Raw genomic sequence first — 26,545 nt, 5'->3', positions numbered from 1 at the left:
AAATACAGAACAGCCCCTTGGCGCAAGCCGAGGGGCTGTTCTGTATTTAGCTTATGAGTTCAGATTTGAACTGACGAGGAAGTCAGGTCACCCGCCGGCGTCAGGAGGGCACAGCCCTCCGCCCGGACGAAATCTCTGTCGCATCAGCGATGCGGAAGGGCAGCGAAGCGCAAGCGGAGCAACATCTGGCCCCACCCTCAAACACCAAAGCCCCCCGGCTCACGCCAGGGGGCTTTTCGCATTTCCCACTCCACTCCCGGGATCAAAGGGCCCTCCGGCCCTTTGCGGGCGCGGGCAGAGCCCGCATAAACCCGCCCCGCTTAACGAGCCTCTTCAGCGTTGAGCGACCTTTGCGCGCAGGAACTGGATCGGAGATGGCAGATACTCCGCCCCTATTTCACAAATGACCACCCCCAGGATGATAAAGGCAATCATGAGGCTCTGCGAAAATGTCGGAACTTCTGCGAGAACGAGGTAAGCCAGCCCAACACCGAAGACCGGGATCAGATTCAGGAAAACACTGGCTTCAATCGCAGATGTCCTCGCCACTCCCCAGTTGTAAAGATAGTAGCCGCCAAAGGTAACAAAGGTGGCGAGATAAACAATGGCGACTCCCGATGGGATGGGAATGGATGCGCTAACCGGATCTCCGATAAAGAGAAGGGGAAAAAACAGTATGGCGCCAGCAAAGGATTGAAGTGCTGTGAGGAAAAATGGGCTGTAGCGGTCGGACAGTTTCTTCAGCAGGACAATGTAAACCCCTGATGCAACCATAGCCCCGAATTCCAGCAGGTTGCCTAGCCATGGCAGGGGGGCATATGGACTTCCCTCTGAACAGAGACTCAAGCCGATAGCACCGAGAGCGCAACAGGCGAAGCCGACAAGAGTCCAGAAGCGGGGATGCTCCCGTAACAAGATCAAGGCCAACAAGGCCACGATGGGGGGCTGAAGTGCGTTGATGGTGGCGGCGGATCCGGCGGTGGTCCAGCGTAACGCCTGACTTTCGAGAAAAAAGTAGATGCCCGGTTCACAGATGGCCATCAGTGCCAAATATCGCCAGTCTCCCTTTTGATAGGTGATCTTTCCCCAAAAACGGAAGAGCAGCAAAAAAACAATCGATGCCAAGAGCATGCGAAAGAAGATGATTTTCCCAGCATCAAAACCCAGTACTGCCTGTTTCATGGCGATGAAGGAGCTACCCCAGAAAAAGACAGCCGAGAAGAGCGCGAGTTTGGGCAGAATGGTGATGGGCTGGGCTTTCATGGGGTTCCTTGTTGTTCTGATGATCAAAGAGTGGGCTACCGCCCGGGAGCCCCGAACATTCCCTTCGGGGGCCATTGCTTTAGTTCATGGTGGATGAGGAAACCAGATACGCTTGAAAGGCCTTGGAGTGTCCTGTACCACCATTGAGACCAGTACAGGTGTGTGGGGCAAAGTCTGTTCTTGCTGTTGCAGACACACCTGTCATCCTTTGATCGATGGCCTTTCCCGGGTGGATTTGATTGCGTAAAGACTCGAAAATCAGAACATTGACCCAGAAAATCATCGAAGACATCAGCAATGGCCTGCGTCCTGTCGGAACAAAACTGCCGTCTCTGCGGCAGCTTGCCAAGGAGTACGGCATTTCCAAATCTTCGGCCGTGGAGATATACGAGCGTCTGATTGCCGAAGAGGTGATAGACGTCCGTGGAACCGCGGGCTTCTTTGTCAAAGGCTCGAAAAAGGCATCTCTCCCCCTCGATCCATCGCAAGAGACGGAGATAAATTGGCGGGCTGCTTTCACTCGCTCTCGTCAGCCATCCATGACCTACCAACCGAACGGTGGATGGCTGGAGCGGGATTTACTGCCGCTAGAGGGGCTGCGCCTCGCCCTGCGTGAAGCCTCGCGGGCCTCGCCTGCCGACCTTCTGGATTACGGTGACCCGCTCGGCCATTTGCCGTTGCGCGTCTTGCTGGTGGAGCGATTGGCCCGGCTGGGGATTGAGGCGTGGACCAACGGGCTTCTGATCACCGATTCGGCCAGTATGGCTCTGGATTTGCTGTGTCGATGGAAACTGAAGCCAGGCGATCGGGTCTTGGTGGACGACCCGACGTCTTTCGACTTCACGGGATTGGCGAAACTGCATGGAGTTGAGGTCCTTGGTATCCCCTTTGTCGATGGGAAACGTGACCTTGCTTTGCTGCGGCGTCTGGTGGAGGAGCAGCGCCCCGCCATGTACCTGATCGCACCTGCGCCACAGAATCCGACCGGGCATGTTCTTCCACCCCAAGAGGCGTTCGAGCTGCTATCCATTTTGCGCTCTGCGGGCGTCTTTATTGTTGAAGATGATGTCTATAGCGATCTGGAAAGCAAGCCATCTGTCCGGTTGGCGGCTTTGGCTGGCCTTGATGGGATCGCCTATATTGGTGGCTTTTCGAAAGTTGTCTCCGGTGGGCTACGGTGTGGGTATGTCTGTGCCGAGCCGGAGATGATTTCTGAGCTGGGGCACGTGCTCACCATGGCGAGTTTCGGTCTGAATACGATGACGTCGTTGGTGATCTACAAACTGTTAACCAGTGGGGTATACCGCCGGAATCTTGATGCCATGCGGGGGATCATCAGAGGGCGACGCACCGAGGCGATGGAGCAGTTGCGGCATCTCGGTTTTGAAATTCCATTAGAGCCAGAGGGCGGTATCTTCATATGGGCACGCTGGCCCCATGCATTCGATTTGGACCGAACGATGAAAGCGGCATTGAGTCGGAGGCTGAGTCTGTCTCCGGGGACGGCGTTCAGTCCATCGGGAGGCTTTGCCGAGTATTTCCGCTTTAATTGTACCTTGATGCATGGCGAGCATTTTTATGATCGTTTGCGCGATGTGTTCAATGGTGGCGGCCCCCCCCTCACTGACTGCGGTAATGGCTGGGCGACACCCCCAGAACCCGCTTGAACATGGTCGAGAAACTGCCCGGCCCGTCATAGCCGAGATCATAGGCAACGGCGGTGACCGGCTCCCCGGCGGCGAGCTTGGGGAGGGCGACCGACAGGCAGGCCTGTTGACGCCATTCAGTGAAGCTCATGCCGGTTTCGCGGCGGAACAGGCGGGTAAAGCTGCGGCGGTTGATGGCCAGCGCATCGGCCCACTGGTCGATGGTTTCGGTGACATCCGGGTGATCCAGAAAGGCATGACAGCGCGCCGCCAGCGCCTTGTGCGCCGGGAAGGGAACGGCGAGGGGGATCACCGGCGCGCGGCTGATTTCGGTGATCAGCAGCTCCATCACCAGCCCATCCCGCCCGTTGACATCGTATTCGGCAGGAATTTCCGAGGCAGCGAGCAGCAACTGGCGCAGCAACGGTGAAACCCCCACCACCTGACAGGACGAGCCACGGGCCAGACAGTGATCGGGTTCGATCAACAGGCTGCGGGTCTGGACTGCGCCGACCATGCGGACCGAGTGCGGAGTCCCGGCGGGAATCCACACCGCCCGCTCTGGCGGTGCGACCCATGCGCCTTCGGGGGTGCTGACCGCCATCACGCCGGTGGTGGCGCACAGGAACTGGCTGCGGCGGTGCTGATGCTCGGCCAGTTCGTAGGAGGCCGGATAATCATGGCCGATCGCCACCAGCGGACGGGCGACGTGATCGTTTTTGTTGGGATTAATCTTCATTTTGTCCCACTCGCTGAACTGAATGGCTCATACAGCAAAGCGGGCGGTTTGTCAGGGTGCTACAGTCGGCCTTGTAACGCCTTCCTTCCACCCGCTGCGCCTTCCCCGCCACCGGCATCACTCTGCCGGGGCTGTCTGCTGGTCGCTGCAAAAACTGTGAGTCCTGATTGTGACGCCTCCCCCTGCCAGTGCATCTTCCGTGCAGGATACGTCTCCTGCTACCGCCTCTCCGGCGTCTGCGGCATCTGTCCCCGGCTCGACGCTGGTGGTGCAGATTGTCGGAGCCGTAGCCTTGGCCCATCTGCTCAATGATCTGATACAGGCGGTTTTGCCGGCGATTTATCCGATGCTGAAGAGCAAATATGATCTGACCTTCGGCCAGATTGGCTGGATTGGTCTGGTGTATCAGGTGACGGCGTCGCTGCTTCAGCCGTGGATTGGCCTGTACACCGACAAGCACCCCAAGCCCTATTTGCTGCCGATGGGGATGGTGGTGACGCTGACCGGCATCATCGCCTTGGCGCTGTCGAGCAGTTACAGCGGGCTGCTGATGGCGGCGGCGGTGGTGGGGATCGGCTCGGCGACTTTCCACCCTGAAGCCTCACGCATGGCCCGTATGGCGTCGGGGGGCCGGTTCGGGACGGCGCAGTCGGCGTTTCAGGTCGGGGGCAACAGTGGCTCGGCATTGGGTCCGCTGGTGGCATCGGCGGTGATTCTGCCGTTCGGGCAGACCTCGGTTGGCTGGCTGGCGGTGGCGGCGATTGCGGCGATCTGGGTGCTGTTCGGAGTCACCCGCTGGCGTCTGCGTCATGCACAGGGAACGCTGCGCAGCGGCATGGCCCATCTGGCCCGCAAGCACAGCCGGGCGACGGTGGTGCGGGCCTTGCTGGTGATCGGGATGCTGATGTTCGCCAAATTCATCTACATCGGTGCCTTCACCAACTATTTCACTTTTTACCTGATGGAACGCTTCGCCCTGACCGCACAGGACTCGCAGGTTTATCTGTTCTGCTTTCTGGCGGCGATTGCGGTGGGAACCTTTGCCGGTGGCCCGGTGGGGGACCGGATTGGCCGTAAGGCGGTGATCTGGATTTCCTTTCTGGGGGTGGCACCATTTGCGATGATCCTGCCCCATGCCGACCTGTTCTGGACCACGGTTCTGGCGATCATGGTCGGCCTGATCATGTCATCGGCCTTTGCTGCGCTGGTGGTCTATGCGCAGGAGATCGTACCGGGCCGGGTCGGGCTGGTGTCGGGGCTGATGTTCGGCCTGATGTTTGGCATCAGCGGTATTGGTGCAGCGGGCCTTGGTCATCTGGCCGATGTGCAGGGCATTGTGTGGGTCTATCAGGTCTGTGCGTTCCTGCCGTTGCTGGGAATTGTCACCGCCTTGTTGCCGCGCTCGGACGGCCACCGGGGATAAAAAACCCCCACGCACGGGCAAGCCGGTGCGTGGGGGTTTTCATGCGTTCTCCCGGTGTCCTTGCGAACACCGGGAGGCGCGTACATTTTAGTAGCGGTAATGATCCGGCTTGAACGGACCGGCAACCGGCACGCCGATGTATTCGGCCTGATCCTGACGCAGGGTGGTCAGCTTGACCCCCAGCTTGGCGAGGTGCAGGCGGGCAACCTTTTCGTCGAGGTGCTTGGGCAGCACATAGACCTGACGGTCATAGGCCTGAGCGTTGTTCCACAGCTCGAGCTGGGCCAGAACCTGGTTGGTGAACGAGGCCGACATCACAAAGCTCGGGTGGCCGGTGGCGCAGCCCAGATTGACCAGACGGCCTTCGGCCAGCACGATCAGACGCTTGCCGTCGGGGAATTCGACTTCGTCGACCTGCGGCTTGATGTTGTGCCAGGTGTAGTTGCGCAGGGCGCTGATCTGGATTTCGCTGTCGAAGTGGCCGATGTTGCAAACGATCGCCCGGTCCTTCATCTCCCGCATGTGGTCGAGGGTGATGATGTCGATGTTGCCGGTGGTGGTGACAAAGATGTCGCCCTGCGAGGCGGCATCTTCCATCGTTACCACCTGATAGCCTTCCATGGCGGCCTGCAGGGCGCAGATCGGGTCGATTTCGGTGACCAGAACGCGGGCACCCTGACCCCGCAGCGACGCCGCCGAGCCCTTGCCCACGTCGCCGTAACCGGCAACGACGGCGATCTTGCCCGCCAGCATCACGTCGGTGGCGCGCTTGATGCCATCGACCAGCGACTCGCGGCAGCCATACAGGTTGTCGAACTTCGACTTGGTGACGCTGTCGTTGACGTTGATCGCCGGAACCTTCAGCGAGCCCTTTTTCGCCATTTCGTACAGGCGATGGACACCGGTGGTGGTTTCTTCCGAGATGCCCTTGATGTCATCCAGCAGTTCCGGGTACTTGTCGTGCAGGATCTGGGTCAGGTCGCCGCCGTCGTCCAGCACCATGTTCGGACGCCAGTTGTCGGGGCCGAAGATGGTCTGTTCGATGCACCACCAGAATTCTTCTTCGTTCATGCCCTTCCAGGCGAACACCGGGATGTTGGCGGCGGCAATGGCGGCGGCGGCCTGATCCTGGGTCGAGAAGATGTTGCACGACGACCAGCGCACTTCGGCACCCAGAGCGGTCAGGGTTTCGATCAGCACGGCGGTCTGAATGGTCATGTGCAGGCAGCCAGCGATACGGGCGCCCTTCAGCGGCTTGCTGACACCGTATTCTTCGCGCAGGGCCATCAGGCCCGGCATTTCGGTTTCAGCGATGACGATTTCCTTGCGACCCCAGTCGGCAAGGCTCATGTCACGGACTTTGTAATCGGTGAAGGTCACGGGGGCTCTCCGTTGTGCGTAAGTTTGGAGCAACTTTTAGCAGAGTTGCGAGACAGCGGCAACGGGATATGGCGACAAACAGATATAAATATATCGTTATGTCATAAGGTGACTCAATCCCCCCTTCTCTGTGAGAGAAGAGGGGTTGGGACAGCGTTGTCAGAGCGATTGCCCGAAGATCAGCTTTTCAATCTGGTGCGGGTCATGCTCGCTCATCACCTGCCGGGTGTGTGACTGGGCCTCACTCTGGGCCAGACGGCGGATGCGCTGCTTGACGCGCGGGATCGAGGCTGCGCTCATCGACAACTGGTCGATGCCAAAGCCGATCAGCAGGGCCGAGACCCGGGGGTCGCCAGCCATTTCACCGCAGACCGACACCGGGATGCGCGCCCGCATGGCGGCGCCGGTGGTGAAGTGGATCAGGCGCAGCACGGCGGGGTGCTGGGGGTTGAACAGATGGGCGACGGCTTCGTCACCGCGGTCAATCGCCAGCGTGTACTGGGTCAGGTCATTGGTGCCGATGGCAAAGAAGTCAGCCTCGCAGGCCAGCGCATCGGCGGACAGGGCCGCCCCCGGAATCTCGATCATGATGCCCAACGGCGGCAGTTTGGCCGGAACCTCGACCTTGTTGCGCTTCAGGCGGCGGTAAACCTTTTCGAGAGCGGTGCGAACCTGGGTGATCTCGTCAACGCTGGAAATCATCGGCACCAGAATGCGCACCGGTCCATGGGCGGCGGCGCGCAGGATGGCGGCCAACTGGGCTTCCATCACGTCGGGTCGAGCCAACTGGAACCGCACCGCCCGCAAGCCGAGGGCCGGGTTGGTGGCCGGGCCACCGGTGCCGGGGATGTCGAGCTTGTCGCCGCCCGCATCCAGCGTGCGGATGGTTACCGGACGCCCCTGCATCCGGCACACCACATCGCGCAGAATGGCGTATTGCTCATCTTCGTTCGGCCACTCATGGCGGTTCATGTACAGGAATTCGGTGCGGAACAGGCCAATACCTTCGGCACCGGCGGCCAGCACGGCATCAATTTCGCTCGGCAGTTCGATGTTGGCCATCAGGGCCACGCGCAGGCCATCGGTGGTGACGGCGGGCAGGTCTTTCAGGCGCGACAGGGCGCGGCGCTGGCGCAACAGTTCGGCGCGTTGCTTGCGGTAATCGGCAAGGGTTTCCGGGGTCGGGTCGAGGATGATCCGGCCATGGATTCCATCAAGAATGACCGGAGCCCCCTGCCGGACTTGTCGCAGCATGTCGGCGACGCCCACCACGGCGGGGATGGCCAGCGAGCGGGCCATGATGGCGGTGTGGCTTTCTGCACCCCCGGCGCAGGTGGCAAAGCCTGCCACCAGTTTGGGGTCAAGCAGGGCGGTATCGGCCGGGCTGAGGTCGCTGGCCAGAATCACCGCGTTGCGTGGCAGGTGGGCAAAGGCCTTGTAGGGCGTCTTGGTCAGGTTGCGCACCAGCCGCTGGCCGACGTCGCGGATATCGGCGGCGCGTCCGGCCAGATAGGCGTCATCCATGGCGGCGAAGACTTCGAGCAGCAGGCTGATTTCCTGCCGGACGGCGGCTTCGGCATTGATGCGCTCTTCGGCGATGCGGCGTTCGACCCCGCGCACCAGCCGCGAGCCCTTCAGCATCTGCTGATAGGCATCCAGCAGAAAGCCAAGCTCTTCGCTGGCGGCAGCGGGCAGGAAACTGGCCTTGCTTTGCAGGCGCTCGACCTGACGGGCAGCGGCGTTCACCGCGGCCTGAAAGCGCTTTTTCTCGGCTTCGATCCGGTTGGCGGGGATGGTGTATTCCGGCCCCTGTACCATGCCGGCGTCGTGCAGATAGACGGTGCCGACGGCCACGCCGACACTGACGCCCACGCCCTGAAAGATGCGCTGGGGATAGGACCCTGAGGCACCGCCCGGAGAAGAAGCCGACGCTGCGCCGGGATCAGTCTTCATAGAACTTGTCGTCCACCAGCTGGCCCAGAGCCTCAAGCGCAGCGCGGGCATCGGTGCCACTGGCGCGCATTTCGATGGTCGTTCCCGGCGAGGCTGCCAGCATCATCAGGCCCATGATGGATGAGCCCGAGACTTCCTGTCCGCGGTTGATGACGGTGATGGCAGCGTCAAAGGTATCGGCCAGCTTGACAAACTTGGCGGCCGCCCGCGCGTGCAGGCCGCGCGAGTTGGCGATGGTGGCGAACCGTTGCAGGACTCCGTCCCCCAGGTCATTGAGGGTGGCAGGGGCGAGGGTCGGCGAGGGAGCGGAAGAAACCATGGGCGTGTCCTTTGTGGGCCGTTATGCGGCCCATCACAAGTCTGTCGTCATCCGGCCTGTCGCAGAAATGTGCATGCCAGGGATGAAAGTACAGGGGGGAGACGTGCGGGGAAGGGGAAAAATCCCGATTATTTGCTGGCCAGCAGGTTCGAGGCGACGTTGATGTATTTCCGCCCGGCTTCCTGCGCCGAGTTTACCGCATTGGCCAGAGTCTGGTCGTTGCGGACGCTGGCCAGCTTGATCAGCATCGGCAGGTTGACACCGGCGATGACCTCGACCTTGGCCTTGCCCATGATCGAAATGGCCAGATTGGACGGTGTGCCGCCGAACATGTCGGTCAGCAGAACCACGCCATCACCATCATCGACACGGGCCACGCTGGCCAGAATGTCGGCCCGGCGCTGTTCCATGTCGTCCTCTGGTCCGATGCACACGGCGATGGTGGCCGCCTGCGGGCCGACGACATGTTCCAGGGCGGCAATCAGTTCTTCGGCAAGCCGTCCGTGGGTGACCAGTACCATGCCAATCATTACGTCGTCCCTTCAGTGCGTTCAGGTGTCTCCGGGCGTGGGATATCCCGGTGACGGACCAAGACATGGAGGCCGCGATCGGCCAACCAGTGAGCGAGCCGTTCGGCTGTGGCGACAGAACGATGCTGTCCTCCGGTGCAGCCGATGGCGATGGTGAGATAACTTTTGCCTTCCTGTTGGTAACGCGGCAGCAGGGGGGCAAGCAAGTCTGTCAAATGGGTAAAGAAGCCGGAAAAGGCGGGATCGGCCATCACATAGTCGCTGACCAGCGGATTCTGGCCGGTCAGCGGGCGCAAGGATGGATCATAGTGCGGGTTCCGCAGAAAACGCACGTCAAATACCATGTCTGCCCCGCGTGGCAGGCCATTACGAAAGCCAAAGGACAGGACGAACAGGCTCATTCCGGGGGATTGGGTGGTGGTGAACAGATGGGTGATCTGGTCGCGGAGCTGTTGCGGGCTGAGCAGGCTGGTGTCGATCAGGACGTCGGCATGACTGCGCAGGTCGCGCAGCAGGGAGCGTTCGACGGTGATCCCGTCGCTGACCGGCAAATCCTCGCCCGCCGGATGACGTCGGCGGGTTTCGGTAAAGCGGTTGCGCAGGATTTCGTCATCCGCATCCAGAAACAGCAGCTGGACCGTCAGATGGTCGGTTTTCTGCAGGTCGCGCAGACGGGCCTGCAGCGATGCCACATCGAAATCGCGGGTGCGGATATCAATCCCGATGGCCAGCGGGCGCGCCGATGGCTGGGCCGGGTCTTGCAACAGGCCGCCCAACAGGCGCAATGGCAGGTTGTCGACCGCTTCATACCCCAGGTCTTCAAAAATCTTCAGGGCCGAGGTCTTGCCTGCGCCGGACATGCCGGTAACGATCACCACGCGCCCGGACGCCGGAGCAGTGGCTGATGCTGGTTGCTGGGGTGGCAGGGGGAACGGCACCCGGGTCTCCTGACTGATCACAGTCTTCCTATAATGCCTGTTGCCAGCAAGACAGCAAGCCGAACCTTTGCCACGGCGGAGGCCTGAAAGGGATTCAGGCGGACAACGGGGAGGGAAAGACCGCAGATTTGATCCTGTTCCGGCGCAGGCATCCGTTCCGGCTGTGGGTCGGGGGTCAGGTCAACGATCAGGCGGACGGGGATTTCCGGACGCCATGGCAGGCGGATGATTCCCAGCCCGCGGACTTCCAGCAGACCGGGAATCGTTGGTTGCGGGCTGGCGTGCAGCACGCCGTCACGGGCCTGATACTGGCAGTAGTCATCTCCGACCAGCATCGCCCCCTGATCAATCAGGCGCAAGGCAAGGTCTGATTTTCCACTGCCGGAGGGGCCGCGCAGCAAGACGCCGTCATCGCCCAGGGCAACGCAGGAGGCATGGATCAGGGGCGGCATGGCGGCAGGTCCGAACAGCTGTAAACAGGCATGAAAACGAGCGTTTTTTCGGTCAAGGTCGCTCTGTGATTGTCAAAGCGTGGCGCGTCTGCGGGTTGACGTCAACGCTTTATCGTGCCATTCCCGGGTACGGTACTGCGGTTTTGCCGCGGTGCACCCAAAGGGAATTCCTCTTGTTCACTCTTTGGTAACCTCGCCGAGTCATGCTGCTTGAAGGTAGGTAAAATTTGCCGGGAATCCCGATGCCTCGTCTGCCGCTTCACTCCATGCTCCTCTCTGTGGCGGCCAAATCCTGTTTGGCCGTGATGGTTGCTGGTGCATTGCTGGCTTCTCCGCAGGCGGCGTGGGCCTTTGGGCGGACGCTGGACGAAATTTTTCGCGGGACCGTGCGCAGCGAAAATGACGGCACCCTGCCTGCCTATGTGGTCAATCGCGGATTGGTGCCCTACCCCGAACGCAAGCCTCTGACCCCGGAAGAAGAAGCTGCTCTGCGCAGGTCCGGGCGGGCCGGTGTGATCGAAGATCCGCTCACCAGCGAAATGGCCTGGACCGACGTGGTCAAGGAAGTGGCGGGCGGAGCACCGGGGCCGTTTGCGGTGGATGCGGTGCGGCGACGGGCGGAAAACGCCGACGGGCAAGCGGTCGAGCTGCTGGCGTGGATGAGCGCCAACGGAGTCGGTGTGCAGCGGGATCTGGCCGAGGCCTTTGACCTTTACAGTCGGGCCGATCAGCTGGGTGTGGCGTCGGCCCGGGACAATGCCAAGGCAATCTATCGCGCCATGAGCAGCGAGCAGCGCCGCACGGTCATGAATCCGTTTAACTGACATCACACTGACAGATGGTCATAATCGGCGGTCTTTGGGTGTACGACCCAAGGAAGAGGCACTGTTTTGCCATCAGGGAACCCACCCAAAAAGGGGGGGTATCAACTATAATGAAAATCAATAAAAACAACAGACTGTTTCCATACTCTCCCTTGTTCGAAGGAGAGTATGGTGACGGCTTATACCAATTTTCCGTTGTCTGAACCCCACAGGCACGGCAGTTTCTCGGTTCGTGTAGGAAAAGTAGAACATTCCCAAGGGTTTATCATTTAAATGAATGATGTTGGGATGGGCGTCTGCACACGGGAAGGCACGGGTCATAACGTGTGTTGCAGAGGAATGGGGTACAGAGTGCGTGGTTGAACCTAGGGATGAGAAAGCCATCAGGGAGTCTTTCGCGGACTTGATTGACCGGGTGTACGAGGCGTCCTTGTCGCCGGAACGGTTGCGCATGACCGTGCAGGCGATCACCGATGCCGTGCAGGCGGATGCGGGTGTTTTTCTGGCACAGGACGCACAACTGCCACGGTTGGCAGTCAATGTGATGGCCAGTCGGGAAGATCTGGGGGATGCCCCGGTCCGGCTGGAGCAGGATTTTGCCTTCGGGGACAGTGGTGTGCTGACGGCGATGCCGGATTGTACCCAGACCTTGACGCCAGCGCAGATGGAACCCTGGCAGTCCGTACTGGGGCCAGTGGCCGGTGCCGGTGTTGCCGTGCCCATCGGAGACGGGGCATTGCTGGCCCTGTTCCGGGGAGAGGCCCGGCCTGCCTTTGATGATGCCGACTGCCTGACCCTGCAAGCCCTGCTTCCAGCCCTGCAACAGGCGAGGCGGTTGTTGCTGCGTCTGGCCGGGCTTGAAAACCAGCAGGCACTGACAACTGGTCTGCTGGATGCCTTGTCCCTGCCGTTGCTGGTGCTGGAAGGCAGCGGCTATCTGGTGTTTGCCAATACCTCGGCCCGCACGCTGCTTGACGATGCGGTCGGTTTGCAGGTGGGCGATGACGGGCGGTTGGGGCTGGATCGGGTGCTGGTTTCTGCGCCCCGGTCGCACAGCCGTTTTGCTGAAATGCTGGCCGTAACGGCGCAGGCATCGCTGAACGGACGGGCCGAGGCCCAGGCGATGGTGGTGGTGCGTCCGGGGGGGCGCCCCCCTTTGCGGCTGACCATGCATTCGATGGAGCAGCGTGGCCCTGACCTGAGCGGGCGGAAGCCGCTGGTGGCTGTGCATGTGTCGGTTGATCAGGGGCTTGATCCGGTCGATGCCCGGATTCTGCGTGGGCTGTTTACCCTGACCCCGGCTGAGGCGGCGTTGTTACAGGCTCTGATGCAGGACAAGCGACTCGAGGATTATGCCAGCGAGCGGGGAGTGTCGGTAACCACGGTCCGCACACAGCTCGCCCATCTGTTCCGCAAAACCGGCACCAGCCGACAGGCTGAACTGGTCCGGCTGGCGTTGGCGGCAGCGGGGGCTTTCCGCTAGAGCAGATCCCGAGCAGATGGACACATCTGCGACGACGTATTTGCTTAAATAACAAATCATTAGAGCATTTATCGTGATCCATGGAGACCGAGAAATGCTCTAGTAATCGTGCGCTACCTCACCCCTGCCGGAACGCGCCGTTCGGCAGGGGTGAGGATGGCAGGAGGGGTGATTCCCGGCCAGGTTATTCGGTGGCGCCGGCGGCTTCCAGTTGGCGAACCACGGTCGTCGACCGGCTTTCCCTGGCCCATGACAGCGCACCGCGCCCGGTGTGATCGGTCAGCGAGACGTCTGCTTTGGCTTTCAGCAGGGCATCGACCGCCGCGCCGTTGTTCTTTTCTGCCGCCCGCATCAGGGCGGTGACGCCCTGGCGATTCTGACGATCCACTTGCGCTCCGGCGGCCAGCAGTTTGCGGATGATTTCCACATGCCCCTGATCTGCCGCCCACATCAGGGCGGTGTTCCCGTTCGGGTCGGCCTGATCGACGCGGGCGCTTTGCTGCAACAGGATGTCGACGGCCTGCGGCAGGTTGCTGCGGGCGGCCAGCACCAGCAGGGGTTCGCCCTTGGTGTCGGCGCTGTTCGGCGAGGTGCCGGTGCGCAGGGCGCGGTCAAACTTGGCCATGTCATTGGACATCATGGTCTGGACGATCGGGCTTTCCAGCGGCAGGTCGATATCCGCCTGTGCGGCCGGAGCAACGAAGGTCAGGCCCACCACCAGCAGGGACAGGGCGAGGGAGGACGGGGTGCGGGGCGGGCGAAGGGCGACGGATGACATGGAAACCTCATCAACTGTAGACAGGGCCAGATGGTGGGACCACGACCCGCGAGGGGACTTGCACGTCGTCATGATCCGGGCCGAGGGCAAAACGGGGTCCGGTCACAGTACCGGAAGCCTCGGCTCTGTACCATTCCCGATTCCTATGGCAGAACCATGGCAAGATCGAGCCAAGTGTCCTGAAAAATCGAGTCGCCGAAATGTCCGCTGTTCCCCCGCCTGCTTCTGTTACGCGTCCCGCTCTGGTGCCGCCCTGTGACCTGCCGCAGCTGTTGCCGGGTTGGGTCTGGCTGGTTGGGGCCGGGCCGGGTGATCCGGGATTGCTGACCTTGCTGGCCGCGCACGGTTTGATGCAGGCGGATGTGGTGGTCTATGACGCGCTGGTCGATGAGCGCATCCTTGGGCTGGCTCCGGCCGGGGCGGAGCTGGTCTATGCCGGCAAGCGGGGCGGCAAGCCCAGCGCCCAGCAACGGGCAATCACCGAATCGCTGATTGACTTTGCCCGGGAGGGCAGGCGGGTTCTGCGCCTGAAGGGGGGCGATCCGTTCGTGTTTGGTCGCGGCGCGGAGGAAGCTGTTGATCTGACGCAGGCCGGAATCCCCTTTCGCGTGGTGCCGGGGATCACTGCCGGGATTGGCGGGCTGGCCTATGCCGGTATTCCGGCAACGGCGCGGGATGTCAATACGGCGGTGACCTTTGCCACCGGCCATTCGGCTGACGGGACGGTGCCCTGTACACTGAACTGGGCGGCGCTGGCGGCGTCGCCGGTGGTGGTTTTCTACATGGCGATCAAGCATTTGCCCCAGATTACCAGCAATCTGGTTGCCGCAGGGCGCAGCGCCGATACCCCCGCTGCCGCGATTGCCGAGGCAACCACCCCACGTCAGCGGGTGGTGCAGGCGACGCTGGGGACATTGCATCAGGCGATCACCGAGGCCGGGCTGGAACCGCCCGCGATTGTGGTGATCGGCGACGTGGTGTCGCTGGCTCCGCAAATGATGCCGCAAAATGGCGGCTGAGTGACGGTCCTCACCGACAAGGGCGGGACGGCTGGATAGAACAGCATTGAAATTTGTGCGGGCCTGCCCCTTGTCTTTCTCATCCTTAATGCCTAGGTAAAGGCGAGACGACAGGGGAGGGTACGGCGTCAAAACCGTACCGAGGTGGCTCACAGAGTTCGTGTTGTATCCAGACCTTTCACTGCCACGAGAGGACCAGGTCATGAGCCAAGCCAGTTACACGTCGATCAGTACCCTGGAACGCGCGCAGGCGGCCCTGCAGGCCAAAGCCGCGACGATTGCCCGCTATGCCGACAACGAAGAGCCTTCGCTGAGCGAACTGCTCGCAGACCCGATGATCCGCTCGCTGATGGTCAGCGACGGCGTTGCCAAGGACAATCTGTGCGCTGAAATCCGTGCCGTACAGGCCCGGCTGACGCGCGTCCATCACTGAGATGGGGTGATTGGCCCGCAATGAGTCGACATCATATCGTGTGCTGAACGCCGTGGACGATTTGCTGTCCACGGCGTTTTCATGTTTGGCATGTGGATACGGAGTCAGACGGTCTTTTCGTGGCGGTGAACCAGCCCGAAGAACGCCACGAGGGCCAGCGTGCCACAGACGGCAATCTGGGCCATCAGCGGCAGGGCGCTGGTGCTGAACAGCAGGCCGACGATCACCCCGGCGATGGCTCCAATGGCCATCTGAACGAAGCCCAGCAGGGCACTGGCCGCGCCCGCCACCGCTCCATAGGGCACCATGGCGCTGGCCGTCGAGTTGGGCAGCACCAGGGCCGAGCAGAAGAAATAGCCGGCGGTGGGCGCAACCACCGATGCCAGCCCCCACAGGCCGGGAGCATGGGTGGCGCCAATCGCGGCGAGCAGGGCACCACAGGCCCCGAACAGCACCAGCCCGAGGCAGCCGATGGCAATGGTGCGTTTCAAGCCCAATCGGTGCGACAGGCGGCCAGAGGTGAAGGCTCCGCTCATGAACCCGGCAATCACGCAGGCAAAGACCAGACCAAAGTGGTGTTCGCTGACCCCCAGCAGGGTGATGACCACAAAGGCTGCGCCGGACACAAAGCTGAACAGGCCCGAGAAGGCAAAGCCGATCACCAGCCCGTAACCGAGGAACAGCGGTGAGCGCAGTAGGCGGCCATAGGTCAGCAACAGGCGGCCGGGATGAATGCTCTGCAGGCTGGGCTGCCGGTTGGTTTCTTCCAGCAACAGCGCGCTAGCGAGCAGGACGACCACCCCGAAGATCACCATCGCCACGAAATTGGCCTGCCAGCCAAAGGCGCTGTGCAGCCAGCCCCCAATCAGGGGGCCGATGGCCGGGGCCAGGGCGACTGCCGAGGCCATATAGGACATCAGGCGGGCGGCGTCCTGCCGGTCATAAACATCCCGCACCACGGCGCGGGCCACCACCGGACCGGCACAGGCACCAATGGCCTGCACAAAACGCCCGGCGATCAGCCAGCCAATGGATGGGGCGAACAGACAGGCCAGCGAGCCAAGACAGTAAATCACCCCCCCGATCAGCAAGACTCGGCGCCGCCCATAACGATCAGAGAGCGGGCCATGGACCAGCATGCCGACGGCCAGACCGGTGATGAACACCGACAGGGTCATCTGGACGTCGCTGACCGAGGCATTGAAGACACGCATCATGTCGGGCAGGGATGGCAGGTAGACATCGGTCGAAATCGGACCATAGGCTGACAGAACGGTCAGCAGGGCCGCGACGGCCAGCGAGCGGGGAGAAGGGCGGCGCATCAAGAGGACCTTGCTGAGTGACATGGGGCCGGGCGGGCCGGAAAAGCGTACTCTGTGGTACAGATGAGCTTTACATAGGGGGTTCCCGGAGTCCTGACCAGCCCCCTGATCCGGGGGACAGGCCTTTTGTATCATCCACAGCCAGGGCTTTCTGCTGGTTCTGGCAGGAGAAAATCTGCGATGATGGCGTTGGGTGCTGAGGGGTTTGGGGGAAAAACTGATGGTATCCGGACATTGCCCTCTCTACGACCATGACCGTCTGCATCCTGCGCCCCGACAAGACGCACAGGAACCGGGGCAGGTGTGCGATTTTACCGCAGCCTACCTCAAGCACCTGCTGCACAAAACCACGGTGCACGGCGGGGGATATCAAGGGAGTCCCTGCTGCCTTGTTCCGGCCATGACGCCCTTTCAACAGGCTCTTGGGGCTGGCGATTACCCGGCTCTGGTGGACCTGACCTCGGATCTGGTATGGCAGATGTCGGTCTGCGCGCAAGACTGTCCGGCCTTGCCGCCCTTGCTGGAAGTGTTGCGCGTTTGTCATCATCATGGCTGAAAAGCCCTTTTGTGATTCTCGTCATTGAGGGAACCCTCGCCCTTCGGTAGAAGTATCTGTACACGTGCGCTGCTGGAAAAGCTGACGAGCCCGTGTGGTGGGGAAGGCTTTCCCTGAAACAGATCAAGCTGCAGAGGGTACGATGTCTCTTGGCACTGGGGCGATGGCGGGCGTGGGGCAGACCGGATCAGTAATCGGTCTGCATGACGGCAAGGCGGTTCTTCCGTCTCTGGATGTGATGACCGAAGGGTCATACAGCCGGGCGGGGGCCGACCTGGTGATTTCTGCGCCTGACGGGCACCAGTATGTGGTTCGCGGCTTTTTCTCGATGGACCCGACTCCATCGCTGACGACGGCGGATGGTCATGGCGAACTGTCCGGGGCACTGGCGACCCGGCTGGCCGGTCCGTTGGCACCGGGGCAGGTGGCTGCCGAGGGCGCACCCCAGCTGGCACAGGCATCCCCCCCGATCGGGACCGTGCAGCAGGTCAAGGGAATCGTAACCGTCCAGCATGCCGATGGCACCACCGCGACCCTGAAGGCCGGAGACCCGGTCTTTGAAGGCGATCTGCTGGTCAGCAGTGATGATGGCGGCGTGGGGATCACCTTTGTCGATGGCACCGAATTTTCGCTGGGAGCCAAGGCGAAAATGGTCCTCGACGAGATGATTTATGATCCGGCGGGCGGGGATGGCAGCTCGAAATTCTCGCTGCTGTCGGGGACTTTTTCGTTTGTGTCGGGACAGGTTGCCAAGGCTGGCCCGGATGCGATGACGGTCAGTACCCCGGTGGCGACCATCGGGATTCGCGGGACATCGGGCTCCGTTGGCGTCAATGCCGATGACCAGTCCGACCTGCGGGTGATCCTGATCCCCGACCCCAGTGGTACCGTTGGGGAAATCAACGTCATGTTGCCCAACGGGCAGGTGATGGCGCTGAACATTCCGATGAACGGCTTGAGCTTTGGCAGCGGCCAGAGCATCGCCTTTACCCTGTCGGCACAGGATTTCCACACCCTGTTCGGCGAATCCTTCAGCCTGCTGCCGTCGCACAGCTCGGTGTCTCCGTTCATTGACAGCACCGCGCCGTCGAGCAGTCAGTACAATTCCACGCCGCTGAACAGCACACCGGACAACTCGCAGCAAGACAGCAACAACAGCCCGTCGGAAAGCAGTTCCTCCACGCAGGCCAATGACAACAGTACGACGAGCGAGACGGTAAAGGTCACCCTGTCGCAAACCGTGACCGAGACCCTGACCAGTTCAGCCCTGCAGACGGTGGCGACTGTAGCGGGCGGCAGCGGGACCATTACGGTGACCTCTGGCGGCACCGGATCGCTGTTGACGTCGGTGATCCAGGCGATCATCAGCGGGACGACCGACAACAGTCTGTCGGGACACACCGCGTCGGGGTCGACGGGCTCTTCCTCCACGACGATTGTCAACGAGACGGTGACGGGGACGACGCCCTATTCGGTGGCATCATCCAGCGCGAACTATTACATCGTTGGGGATGACAGCGGCAACACCATCACCACCGGCTCGGGGAATGACACCATTGATGGCGGCGGTGGGAATGACCGCATGCAGAGCAACGCCGGCAACGACACGCTGATCGGCGGTGCCGGGGACGACACACTGGTTGGTGGTTCGGGGGAAGGCAACGACGTCTATTATGGCGGCGAGGCCGACGGAACCGATACCGGCAGCAACGACCTGTTGATTTACAGCAGTGCGACCAACAGCATTTCGGTCAAGCTGCAAGGGGCCAGCGGGCTGCAGACGGCCTATGGTGTTGCCAGTGGAACCGATATCGGTGTTGACCGGCTGTATGGCATCGAGCATGTGGTTGGCGGTTCAGGCAATGACACCATCATTGGCAACAGTGATGCCAACAGTCTGAGCGGTGGGGCGGGTAATGATACCCTCGAAGGCGGTACCGGAAACGATGTGCTGGACGGGGGGGCGGGCAATGATGTGCTCGATGGCGGGGATGGCAATGACACCCTGTCATACAGCGCCACCGGCACCCAGGGGGTCTCTGTTGATCTCGGCTCGGTGAACGCCGCCGGATACGCAACGGCCACCGACCAGTTCGGCAATACCGACCGGGTGAAGAATTTCGAGACGATCATCGGATCATCCCTGGCTGACAGCTTTACCGACGGGGCGGGGAATCAGGTCCTGCAGGGCGGGCTGGGCAGTGATACCTATGTGTGGAGCGGCCTGGGCACCGACACGGTGACCGATACCGGCGGCACCACCGATGTGCTGTCACTGGACCTGCTTGATGGCGACCTGATTTCGTCGTTGTCCCATGACAGCAGCGGCAATCTGCTGGTGAGCTATAATAATGGTGGCGCGACGCTGACCGTGACTTCGGGCAGTGCCATCGAGCAGGTGATCGGCCCGGACGGCACGATCCTGGCGTTGATTGAGGACGCCAGCCCGACGGTGACCGGCTCGTCCGGGGCTGACATTATTGTCGGCCATGGTGGCGGGCAAACCCTGTACGGGGCTGCGGGCGAAGACGTGATCTTTGGCGGCAGTGGCAATGATGTGATTTATGCCGCCACCACCAGCACCGGGACCAACGCCGCGGGGGCCCCGGCTACCGATGAGGATTATCTCGCCGGTGGAGCCGGAGACGACACCCTCTATGGCAGCGCGGGCAGCAACGAACTGTACGGTGGCACCGGGGCGGATACCCTGTATGGCAATGCCGGGAATGACACGCTTGATGGCGGTGCAGGCAATGACGTGCTTGATGGCGGCGATGGCAGCGATACCCTGTCGTACAGCGCCACTGGCACGCAAGGCATCTTTGTTGATCTCAGTTCGGTGAACGGAGCCGGATACGCAACGGTCACCGACCAGTTCGGCAATTCGGATCAGGTGAAGAATTTCGAGACGATCATCGGGTCGGCGCTGGCCGACAGCTTCAGGGATGGGGCTGACAGTCAGGTCTTTCAGGGAGGGTTGGGTAGCGATACCTATACCTGGATCGCCCTGGGCAACGATACGGTGATTGATACGGGTGGCACTGCCGATCTGCTGTCGCTGGGCCTGCTGGACAGTGCGCAGGTCGGCTCGATCCAGCATGACAGCAGCGGCAATCTTGTGGTGACCTCCAGTGCCAGCAGCTCCCTGACCATTCAGGCGGGTAGCAGCATCGAACTGGTGATCATCCCTGACGGCGAGACGCTGACCCTGATCGAAAATACCGATACCACGGTCAGCGGGACTACCGGTGACGACCTGATTGTCGGGTACCATACCGGACAGACCCTGTACGGGCTGGCTGGCAAGGATATCATTTTTGGGGGCAGCGGTGATGATGTGCTGTATGCGGCCTCGACCCGCAGTGGCGCAGAGTCAACGGCCGATGATGACATGGATGGCGGTGCCGGGAACGACATTCTCTATGGTAGCGCCGGAAACAACGAGCTGGATGGCGGGACGGGCGATGACACGCTGTATGGCGGGGCCGGAAACGACACCCTGGATGGCGGATCGGGCAATGATGTCCTGTCGTACAGCGAGACCGGCACCCAGGGTATCTCGGTAAACCTTTCTGCGCTGAGCTGGACGGGATATGCCACCGTTACCGACCAGTTCGGCAACACCGATCTGGTCAGGAGCTTCGAGACCATCATCGGGTCCGCGCTGGCCGATACCTTCAAGGATGGCAGCGGTAATGATGTCCTGATGGGGGGAGCCGGGGACGATACCTACATCTGGCAGGGAACGGGCAATGACACCATCAGCGACGGATCGGGGTCGGATACCCTGTCGCTGGCTGATCTTGACGAGAATGTGAACACCCTGCTGTACCATGATGCTGCGGGGAACCTGATCGTTGACTATGATGATGGTGCGGCACATTTGACCATCCTTGCCGGTGCCGGGGTTGATACCCTGAAAGACCCGACCGGTTATGTGATGACGCTGATCGAACAGAATACGGCCATCGTCAACGGGACCAGCGGGATGGATGTCATCGTTGGCTATGCCGGTGGCCAGACACTGTATGGTGGCCTGGATGAAGACGTCATCTTTGGCGGCAGCGGTGATGATGAGATCTACGGTGGCAGTGTCACCAACATCGGGGCCGACGAGGACAATCTGCACGGCGGCGCCGGGAACGATACCCTCTATGGCGGAATGGCAAGCGACGAGCTGTTCGGTGATGAGGGCGACGACACCCTGTATGGCAATGGTGGCAGTGATACGCTGTCTGGTGGGGCGGGTGACGACACCTTTGTCGCAGCATCGGGCAGCAGCAGTCATGACGTCTATTATGGCGGAGACAGCACAGCCGATGCAGGCAGCGATGACGTTCTTGATCTCAGGCTCATCGGCTCCGGCGTTACCGTCACCTTGAACGGGGCCTCTGCCGGGTTCGTCAGTGGGACCGACGTTGGCAGCGACACCCTTTATGGTATCGAACATGTCTGGGGCAGCGATGGCAACGATAGCCTGACCGGGGACAGCAACGACAATACCCTGAAAGGGAGGGACGGCGACGACACCCTGAAGGGCGGTGCCGGAGATAACGTTCTTGATGGCGGCGCGGGCAGTGACACCGCCAGCTATGCCGGTGCGACCGGTGATCTGACCGTCAACCTCGTCAGCGGGACCGTGACAGGTGGATACGGCGGGACAGATACCCTGACGGATATCGAGAACCTGATTCTGGGCAGCGGAGACGATCAGGTTACCGATGATTCCGGCGATAACAGCATTCAGGATACCGGCGGCGACGACACCTATTTCTGGAGTGGCAGCGGCACGGACACCATCGACGAACAGTCGGGGAATGACCTGCTGTCGCTGGAAAACATCTCGGCCGGTACCACGATCACCATCGAGCGGAACGCGGATGGCAACATCCTGCTGACGGCGGGCAACAGCGGCACGCTGGAACTGATTGCCGGTGACAGCTCGGTTGAAACCCTGAAGATGCAGGACGGCACCACCTATGGACTGGTGGAGCGTGGCAACGGGGGCGACGGTGACGAGATCGTCGTGGCCAGCTATACCGGTGACGAGCTGTATGGCAACGCTGGTGTTGACACCATGCTGGGCAGTGCAGGCGATGATACCCTCTATGCCGGGGGCAGCGACAATGACAGCTCGGACACCGGCAACGACACCCTGATCGGTGGGGCTGGCAATGACGAGTTGCATGGCAATTATGGCAACAACGTCCTGCGTGACGGGGCAGGCAATGATGCCCTGCTGGGTGGCAATGGTGACGATACCTATGTCTGGTCGGGGGATGGCGATGACACCATTGCCGATGTGTCTGGCAGCGACGTGATTGACCTCCGTTCGCTGGACAGTGCGAAAACGCTCAGCATGGGCTATGACAGCAGGGGCGATCTGGTCTTTACCTATGACGGCACGGAAACGCTGACCTGGGACAACACCGTTCTCAATACCGCCTTTGGGCACAAAGCGCCCAGCCTGATCCTGATGCCCGATGGCAGCACTATCAGCGTATCCTCCAGCACGGATTCTGTCTGGTTTGGTACCGAAGACGGTGAGCTGATGCTGGGGCGGAACACCAATGACAGCGTCACGCAAACCATCTTTGGGGCAGAGGGGACCGACACCATCCATGGGTCGGCCTACCGGGACGTGATCTATGCCGGTCTGTCGGTCAATGATGCTGGCGATACCGGCGATGACCTGCTGTTTGGCGGGGCCGGGGACGATACCCTTTACGGCAATGCCGGTAACAACACCATCAGTGGCGATGCTGGCGATGACCAGCTCCATGGCGGGACCGGGGATGACGTTTATGTCTATGGCTCTGCGCCGTTCGGCTCTGACTGGATCAGTGATACCGAAGGTGCCAATGTTATCGACGTCCAGCAGTCTGATGCGACCCTGTACCGGATGGCCATCGATGGCACGGACCTGATCCTGTCCTATGACTCGCTGACCACCAACGCCATCTACATTGTTGACTTTACCAATACTTCGACCGTCAAAACCTATGTCACCGCCGATGGTACCTATATCCTGCGGGATAACGACACCTCTGCTGCCAATGACATGGCGGTCATTCATGACGACCAGACGCTGGTGTGGGACGCCGGTGATGGTAACGACATGCTGTACCTGAATGCCATCCACAGCAGTGCCACGATCTACCTCGGGAATGGGGATGACCATCTGTATACCAGCCCGCTGACCTCGCTGTCCTTTGCCAGTCTGGACGGTGGCAGCGGGACGGATATCCTGCATGTCAACCTGATCGGGCAGGACCTGACCGGGGTGACCATCACCAACATGGAAGGCATGGTTCTGGCCGATGATGTGACATCGGTGCAGACCACCTGGGATCTGGCCAATCAGTTGTCAACCGTCACCACCATCGATACCGGCAGCGTGGTGTGGGAGATGACCGGAACCGGGACGCTCGACCTGTCGGACATCACCTTTGATCTTGGCAACAGCTCGCTGTTCAGCACCTCGATCACCGATGGAAGCGGTTCTGACTCCGCCGATACCATCACTGGCAGCAGCTATGACGATACCGTCTCGCTGTGGGCTGGCGATGATCTGGTGTCTGGTGGAGCCGGAGATGACCAGCTGCGCATCAAATCGAACCTGATCGCCAACCAGAGCATCACCTTTGATGGCGGGGCCGGAAGCAAGGACGAGATCACCTTCCAGGACATCACTTCTGCCGTGACCGTTACCTACACCGATACTGCCACCGCCACGATCACCCAGAACGGTACGACCGGGGCCTCGGTCAGTGTCGGTGATGTTGAAATGATCACCGGCAGCAGCGCCGGTGATACCTTCATCGGCAGCAGCGGCAGTGATTTTATGGACGGCTATTTCGGCTCTGACACCCTGACCGGCGGCGGTGGGGCCGATATCTTTGGCTACACCAGCTATTTGTCGCTCAGTGAGGCCAAGGGGGCCGGGACCGACCTGATCACCGATTGGGGCAGTGATGACACCATTGCCCTGTCGTACATCAACAATTCCAACACCGTCTTTGATGTGTGGGATGATGCCAGCACCGCCAGCGGCCTGCACTATGGCGAAGGGAGCACGGCCCTGTCGTCAGCCGCGCTGAACGTTGGCAGCGGGGCCGGGATTTATGTGGCCTATGACAGCGGCAGCGGAGACAGCACGGTCTGGTATACCGATGACCTCAGCAGTGCCTCGGTTGCCAACAGCTATCAGATTGCCGTTCTGGACAACACCGACCTGAGCCAGATTTCAGCCAGCAACTTTACCAACGAGAACGCCCTGTAACGGGTGGGAAGAATGGTACCAACAGGCGCTGCCGCATCACTGTGGCTAGAGCATTGTGCGAAAAGTGGGAACCGGTTTTCGCATAAACAATGCGACAGAACAAAATGTTGGAGCAGCGTGCGTTCGATTTAACGCACGTTGCTCTAGCGCCTGTTTCGTCATGGCCTCATGGGTTGGGGCCGCCTTACAGGCCAAGCGCCGGTATGACAGCCCGCGCCAGTTTCTTGCTGCCGGTTTGTGACAGATGATTGCTGTCAATGTAGTACGATCCCGAGTCATCGGCGTACTGGCAGCGTCCGGCGGGACAGAACACCGCGTAGCTGTCAACGATGTGGACGTTACGGTCGTTGATGCGGGAAAAGATGTCTGCGACATCCCTGTTCCTGTTCCGGTAGGCCGCCTGATCAATCTCGAACGGGCCGAGGGAAACCGTTCCGGTCATGAGGTAGCGTCTGGCCAGAGCGGTCGGAACAACAACCGTGTACTCCGGGACTGAGGTAACGATGTAGACGGTCTTTCCGGCTTTGGTCAGCTGGCTGAGAGTGTTCTGGAGCGCCCGCTCGAACGCTGCCGCGTTTTCCTGCAGGCTGAAGGTGGTGGACTGCGAGTCTGTGTAATAGGCAAGGCCGGAGTCATCCGGACGCCGCCCCTGTGTGTAATTCGACCACTCTGCGGCCAGAATCACCGTGGTGATGTCCTTGTTCCCGAGAACAAGGGCGAGGGATTTCGACATGATCGTGCGGCAGTGCGGATTTTTCAGGGGAGTGTTCGTCCCGAAATCCAGCAGTGGCGCACACCAGCCCCCGGCAAACGACAGGATGGAGGCATCAGACGAGGCCAGAGCGTCGGACAGACCGGCCCGCAGCATCACGCTGTGGGAATCTCCCAACATGACGGTCTTCGGTGCGGCCTGTTGATTGCCCAGCAGGCATGGTTTGTCGCGCCCGGCAGCCCGACACAGGATTGGTGCCTGCTTGTCGGGGGTTTCAAGGCGTTCGACCAAGGGAGGAAAGCGGGTGCTGAAGCCGCCGCCCAGATGCCCGGTCAGCGCCAGCGCCATCATCCCCGCCGAGGCGGCAAAGGCGGCAATGAAGACCTTGCTCCGGCCAGCCCCTGCACTGGCTCTGAAAGGAGTCTCGACATATTTCCAGCTGAGACCGGCAAGGACAAAGGTGGTGGCAATCAGCGCCAGAAAAACAGCTGGAGCAGGCTCGGACAGGGTGCGCAGTCTGGCGAAGGCAAACAACGGCTGGTGCCAGAGATAGGCACTGTAACTGACCAGACCAATACCGACGCAGACCCGGTTGCCCAGCAGCCTGCCAACGGTGGTCCGGGGGGTGGCAAAGACAATCACCAGTGCCGTGCCGAGGGGGGCGGCCAGCGCAAACAGGCCGCGAAAGGGCAGAGAGTCATCAAGCGTGCCGACGGCCCAGAGAATCAGGAGCAAGCCGGACCAGCCAGCGACCTCCTGCCAGAGTCCCGCAATGCCGTGGTGTTGCGGTCTGGCCAGCCACAGTCCACAGAAGGCCCCGATGATGAATTCCCACACCCGCGTTGGCAGCAGGTAAAAGGCCGCGGACGGATGGCTCTGTGCCATCCGGTACGCCAGAGCCAGGCTGGCGACAAACACCAGCCCCAACGCCACCACCATCGCCCGGCGTTTCCCCACTTTCCACAGCAGGATCAACAAGGCCGGGAAGAGCAGATAATACTGTTCTTCGACCGCCAGACTCCATGTGTGCAGCAGGGGTTTAAGGTCGGTGGTGGTGTCGAAATAGCCACTCTCCCGCCAGAACAGGATGTTGGCGGTAAAGGTGGCGACGGCCATCAGGCTGTGGGAGAAGCTCAGCAGCTCCCCCGGTAACAGCCACAGCCAAGCGAATGGAACGCAGGCCAGCACGACGACACACAGGGCAGGCAGAATGCGTCTGATACGTCGTTCATAGAAACGGCTAACGGAAAACCGTCCATGGTCGAGATCGGTGACGATGAGGGTGGTGATCAGATAACCACTGATCACAAAGAAGACATCGACGCCGACAAAGCCCCCCCTGAAGGCCCCGAAGCCCGCATGGAACAGAATCACCGCCAACACGGCAACTGCCCTCAGGCCATCTATTTCCCGTCTGTAGATCATGGTGCCCCCCGGGTCATGAAAAAAAACACGGGGCAGACGATCGCCTGCCCCGTGTTCTTGACTGTGGT

At 61.0% G+C, this 26,545-nt stretch carries 19 protein-coding genes; 8 read left to right on the top strand and 11 right to left on the bottom strand.

Annotated elements, in window-relative coordinates; all coding sequences use genetic code 11:
* Nucleotides 1-333: 333 nt before the first annotated feature.
* Nucleotides 334-1,263 (bottom strand): DMT family transporter, encoded by a 930-nt coding sequence (locus BW995_RS18290; protein ID WP_076401863.1) that lies wholly within the window; start codon nt 1,261-1,263, stop codon nt 334-336.
* 239 nt (nt 1,264-1,502) lie between these two features.
* Between BW995_RS18290 and BW995_RS18285 the strand changes: the two genes are divergently transcribed.
* Nucleotides 1,503-2,930 (top strand): aminotransferase-like domain-containing protein, encoded by a 1,428-nt coding sequence (locus BW995_RS18285; RefSeq protein ID WP_084194971.1) that lies wholly within the window; start codon nt 1,503-1,505, stop codon nt 2,928-2,930.
* Here the strand turns inward: BW995_RS18285 and BW995_RS18280 are convergent.
* A complete protein-coding gene (locus BW995_RS18280; protein WP_076401861.1) occupies nt 2,884-3,648 on the bottom strand; it encodes an AraC family transcriptional regulator in 765 nt (254 codons plus the stop codon). The two genes, BW995_RS18285 and BW995_RS18280, sit on opposite strands and share 47 nt — an antisense overlap.
* Before the next feature lie 199 nt (nt 3,649-3,847).
* Here BW995_RS18280 and BW995_RS18275 point away from each other — a divergent pair, with 199 nt between their 5' ends.
* On the top strand, nt 3,848-5,071 hold the full coding sequence (locus BW995_RS18275; RefSeq protein ID WP_076401860.1) for an MFS transporter: 1,224 nt from the start codon (nt 3,848-3,850) through the stop codon (nt 5,069-5,071).
* 87 nt (nt 5,072-5,158) lie between these two features.
* Here BW995_RS18275 and ahcY read toward each other — a convergent pair whose 3' ends face one another.
* The 6 genes from ahcY to BW995_RS18245 all read right to left on the bottom strand — a co-directional run bounded on the left by ahcY (nt 5,159) and on the right by BW995_RS18245 (nt 10,643).
* Nucleotides 5,159-6,451: an adenosylhomocysteinase gene (gene ahcY, locus BW995_RS18270; RefSeq protein ID WP_076401859.1), complete on the bottom strand. Its 1,293-nt coding sequence runs from the start codon at nt 6,449-6,451 to the stop codon at nt 5,159-5,161.
* A gap of 159 nt (nt 6,452-6,610) precedes the next feature.
* Nucleotides 6,611-8,404 (bottom strand): phosphoenolpyruvate--protein phosphotransferase, encoded by a 1,794-nt coding sequence (gene ptsP, locus BW995_RS18265; protein ID WP_076401858.1) that lies wholly within the window; start codon nt 8,402-8,404, stop codon nt 6,611-6,613.
* A complete protein-coding gene (locus tag BW995_RS18260) occupies nt 8,394-8,723 on the bottom strand; it encodes an HPr family phosphocarrier protein (RefSeq protein ID WP_076401857.1) in 330 nt (109 codons plus the stop codon). Before BW995_RS18260 ends, ptsP begins: the two co-directional genes overlap by 11 nt.
* Before the next feature lie 128 nt (nt 8,724-8,851).
* Nucleotides 8,852-9,253: a PTS sugar transporter subunit IIA gene (locus tag BW995_RS18255; protein ID WP_076401856.1), complete on the bottom strand. Its 402-nt coding sequence runs from the start codon at nt 9,251-9,253 to the stop codon at nt 8,852-8,854.
* Nucleotides 9,253-10,191, bottom strand: coding sequence for an RNase adapter RapZ (rapZ, locus tag BW995_RS18250; protein WP_076401855.1), 939 nt, complete (start codon nt 10,189-10,191; stop codon nt 9,253-9,255). Before rapZ ends, BW995_RS18255 begins: the two co-directional genes overlap by 1 nt.
* 17 nt (nt 10,192-10,208) lie before the next feature.
* Nucleotides 10,209-10,643 (bottom strand): HPr kinase/phosphorylase, encoded by a 435-nt coding sequence (locus BW995_RS18245; protein WP_076401854.1) that lies wholly within the window; start codon nt 10,641-10,643, stop codon nt 10,209-10,211.
* Between the two features lie 242 nt (nt 10,644-10,885).
* On the opposite strand from BW995_RS18245, the gene BW995_RS18240 reads away from it, so the two are divergent.
* Nucleotides 10,886-11,467, top strand: coding sequence for an SEL1-like repeat protein (locus BW995_RS18240; protein ID WP_139333000.1), 582 nt, complete (start codon nt 10,886-10,888; stop codon nt 11,465-11,467).
* A 403-nt stretch (nt 11,468-11,870) separates the two neighbouring features.
* The gene (locus tag BW995_RS18235) at nt 11,871-12,950 is read left to right on the top strand and encodes a helix-turn-helix transcriptional regulator (protein WP_175617119.1); all 1,080 of its coding nucleotides are present in this window, start codon (nt 11,871-11,873) and stop codon (nt 12,948-12,950) included.
* Between the two features lie 184 nt (nt 12,951-13,134).
* On the opposite strand, the gene BW995_RS18230 is transcribed toward BW995_RS18235, so the two are convergent.
* A complete protein-coding gene (locus tag BW995_RS18230) occupies nt 13,135-13,728 on the bottom strand; it encodes an ankyrin repeat domain-containing protein (RefSeq protein ID WP_076401851.1) in 594 nt (197 codons plus the stop codon).
* Nucleotides 13,729-13,928: 200 nt separating this feature from the next.
* On the opposite strand from BW995_RS18230, the gene cobA reads away from it, so the two are divergent.
* On the top strand, nt 13,929-14,747 hold the full coding sequence (gene cobA, locus BW995_RS18225) for a uroporphyrinogen-III C-methyltransferase (protein WP_076401850.1): 819 nt from the start codon (nt 13,929-13,931) through the stop codon (nt 14,745-14,747).
* A 202-nt stretch (nt 14,748-14,949) separates the two neighbouring features.
* Nucleotides 14,950-15,180, top strand: a complete 231-nt coding sequence (locus BW995_RS18220; RefSeq protein ID WP_076401849.1) for a hypothetical protein — start codon at nt 14,950-14,952, stop codon at nt 15,178-15,180.
* A 104-nt stretch (nt 15,181-15,284) separates the two neighbouring features.
* Here the strand turns inward: BW995_RS18220 and BW995_RS18215 are convergent, their stop codons facing one another.
* Nucleotides 15,285-16,502, bottom strand: coding sequence for a multidrug effflux MFS transporter (locus BW995_RS18215; protein ID WP_076401880.1), 1,218 nt, complete (start codon nt 16,500-16,502; stop codon nt 15,285-15,287).
* Nucleotides 16,503-16,803: 301 nt separating this feature from the next.
* Between BW995_RS18215 and BW995_RS18210 the strand changes: the two genes are divergently transcribed.
* Together BW995_RS18210 and BW995_RS18205 are read left to right on the top strand one after the other, a co-directional pair.
* Entirely contained in the window at nt 16,804-17,058 is a 255-nt protein-coding gene (locus tag BW995_RS18210; protein WP_076401848.1) for a hypothetical protein, read from the top strand.
* A gap of 142 nt (nt 17,059-17,200) precedes the next feature.
* Nucleotides 17,201-24,340 carry a FecR domain-containing protein gene (locus BW995_RS18205; RefSeq protein WP_084194967.1) on the top strand — a complete coding sequence of 2,380 codons (7,140 nt, stop codon included), beginning with the start codon at nt 17,201-17,203 and terminating at the stop codon, nt 24,338-24,340.
* A gap of 184 nt (nt 24,341-24,524) precedes the next feature.
* Here BW995_RS18205 and BW995_RS18200 read toward each other — a convergent pair whose 3' ends face one another.
* Entirely contained in the window at nt 24,525-26,477 is a 1,953-nt protein-coding gene (locus tag BW995_RS18200; protein WP_076401879.1) for an acyltransferase family protein, read from the bottom strand.
* Between the last annotated feature and the right edge of the window lie 68 nt (nt 26,478-26,545).

Origin of the sequence: Insolitispirillum peregrinum, assembly GCF_900156605.1 — a bacterium.
Taxonomy (GTDB): Bacteria; Pseudomonadota; Alphaproteobacteria; order Rhodospirillales; family Rhodospirillaceae; genus Insolitispirillum; species Insolitispirillum peregrinum.
This window is presented reverse-complemented; position numbering and strand designations above follow the sequence as displayed.

Excerpts from the sequence above, each read along its gene's own strand:
- BW995_RS18290 (WP_076401863.1), bottom strand. The coding sequence starts at position 1,263 with ATGAAAGCCCAGCCCATCACCATTCTGCCCAAACTCGCGCTCTTCTCG.
- ptsP (WP_076401858.1), bottom strand. The coding sequence starts at position 8,404 with ATGAAGACTGATCCCGGCGCAGCGTCGGCTTCTTCTCCGGGCGGTGCC.
- BW995_RS18205 (WP_084194967.1), top strand. The coding sequence starts at position 17,201 with ATGTCTCTTGGCACTGGGGCGATGGCGGGCGTGGGGCAGACCGGATCA.
- BW995_RS18240 (WP_139333000.1), top strand. The coding sequence starts at position 10,886 with ATGCCTCGTCTGCCGCTTCACTCCATGCTCCTCTCTGTGGCGGCCAAA.
- cobA (WP_076401850.1), top strand. The coding sequence starts at position 13,929 with ATGTCCGCTGTTCCCCCGCCTGCTTCTGTTACGCGTCCCGCTCTGGTG.
- BW995_RS18255 (WP_076401856.1), bottom strand. The coding sequence starts at position 9,253 with ATGATTGGCATGGTACTGGTCACCCACGGACGGCTTGCCGAAGAACTG.
- BW995_RS18200 (WP_076401879.1), bottom strand. The coding sequence starts at position 26,477 with ATGATCTACAGACGGGAAATAGATGGCCTGAGGGCAGTTGCCGTGTTG.
- BW995_RS18220 (WP_076401849.1), top strand. The coding sequence starts at position 14,950 with ATGAGCCAAGCCAGTTACACGTCGATCAGTACCCTGGAACGCGCGCAG.
- BW995_RS18230 (WP_076401851.1), bottom strand. The coding sequence starts at position 13,728 with ATGTCATCCGTCGCCCTTCGCCCGCCCCGCACCCCGTCCTCCCTCGCC.
- BW995_RS18280 (WP_076401861.1), bottom strand. The coding sequence starts at position 3,648 with ATGAAGATTAATCCCAACAAAAACGATCACGTCGCCCGTCCGCTGGTG.
- BW995_RS18260 (WP_076401857.1), bottom strand. The coding sequence starts at position 8,723 with ATGGTTTCTTCCGCTCCCTCGCCGACCCTCGCCCCTGCCACCCTCAAT.
- BW995_RS18245 (WP_076401854.1), bottom strand. The coding sequence starts at position 10,643 with ATGCCGCCCCTGATCCATGCCTCCTGCGTTGCCCTGGGCGATGACGGC.
- BW995_RS18215 (WP_076401880.1), bottom strand. The coding sequence starts at position 16,502 with ATGCGCCGCCCTTCTCCCCGCTCGCTGGCCGTCGCGGCCCTGCTGACC.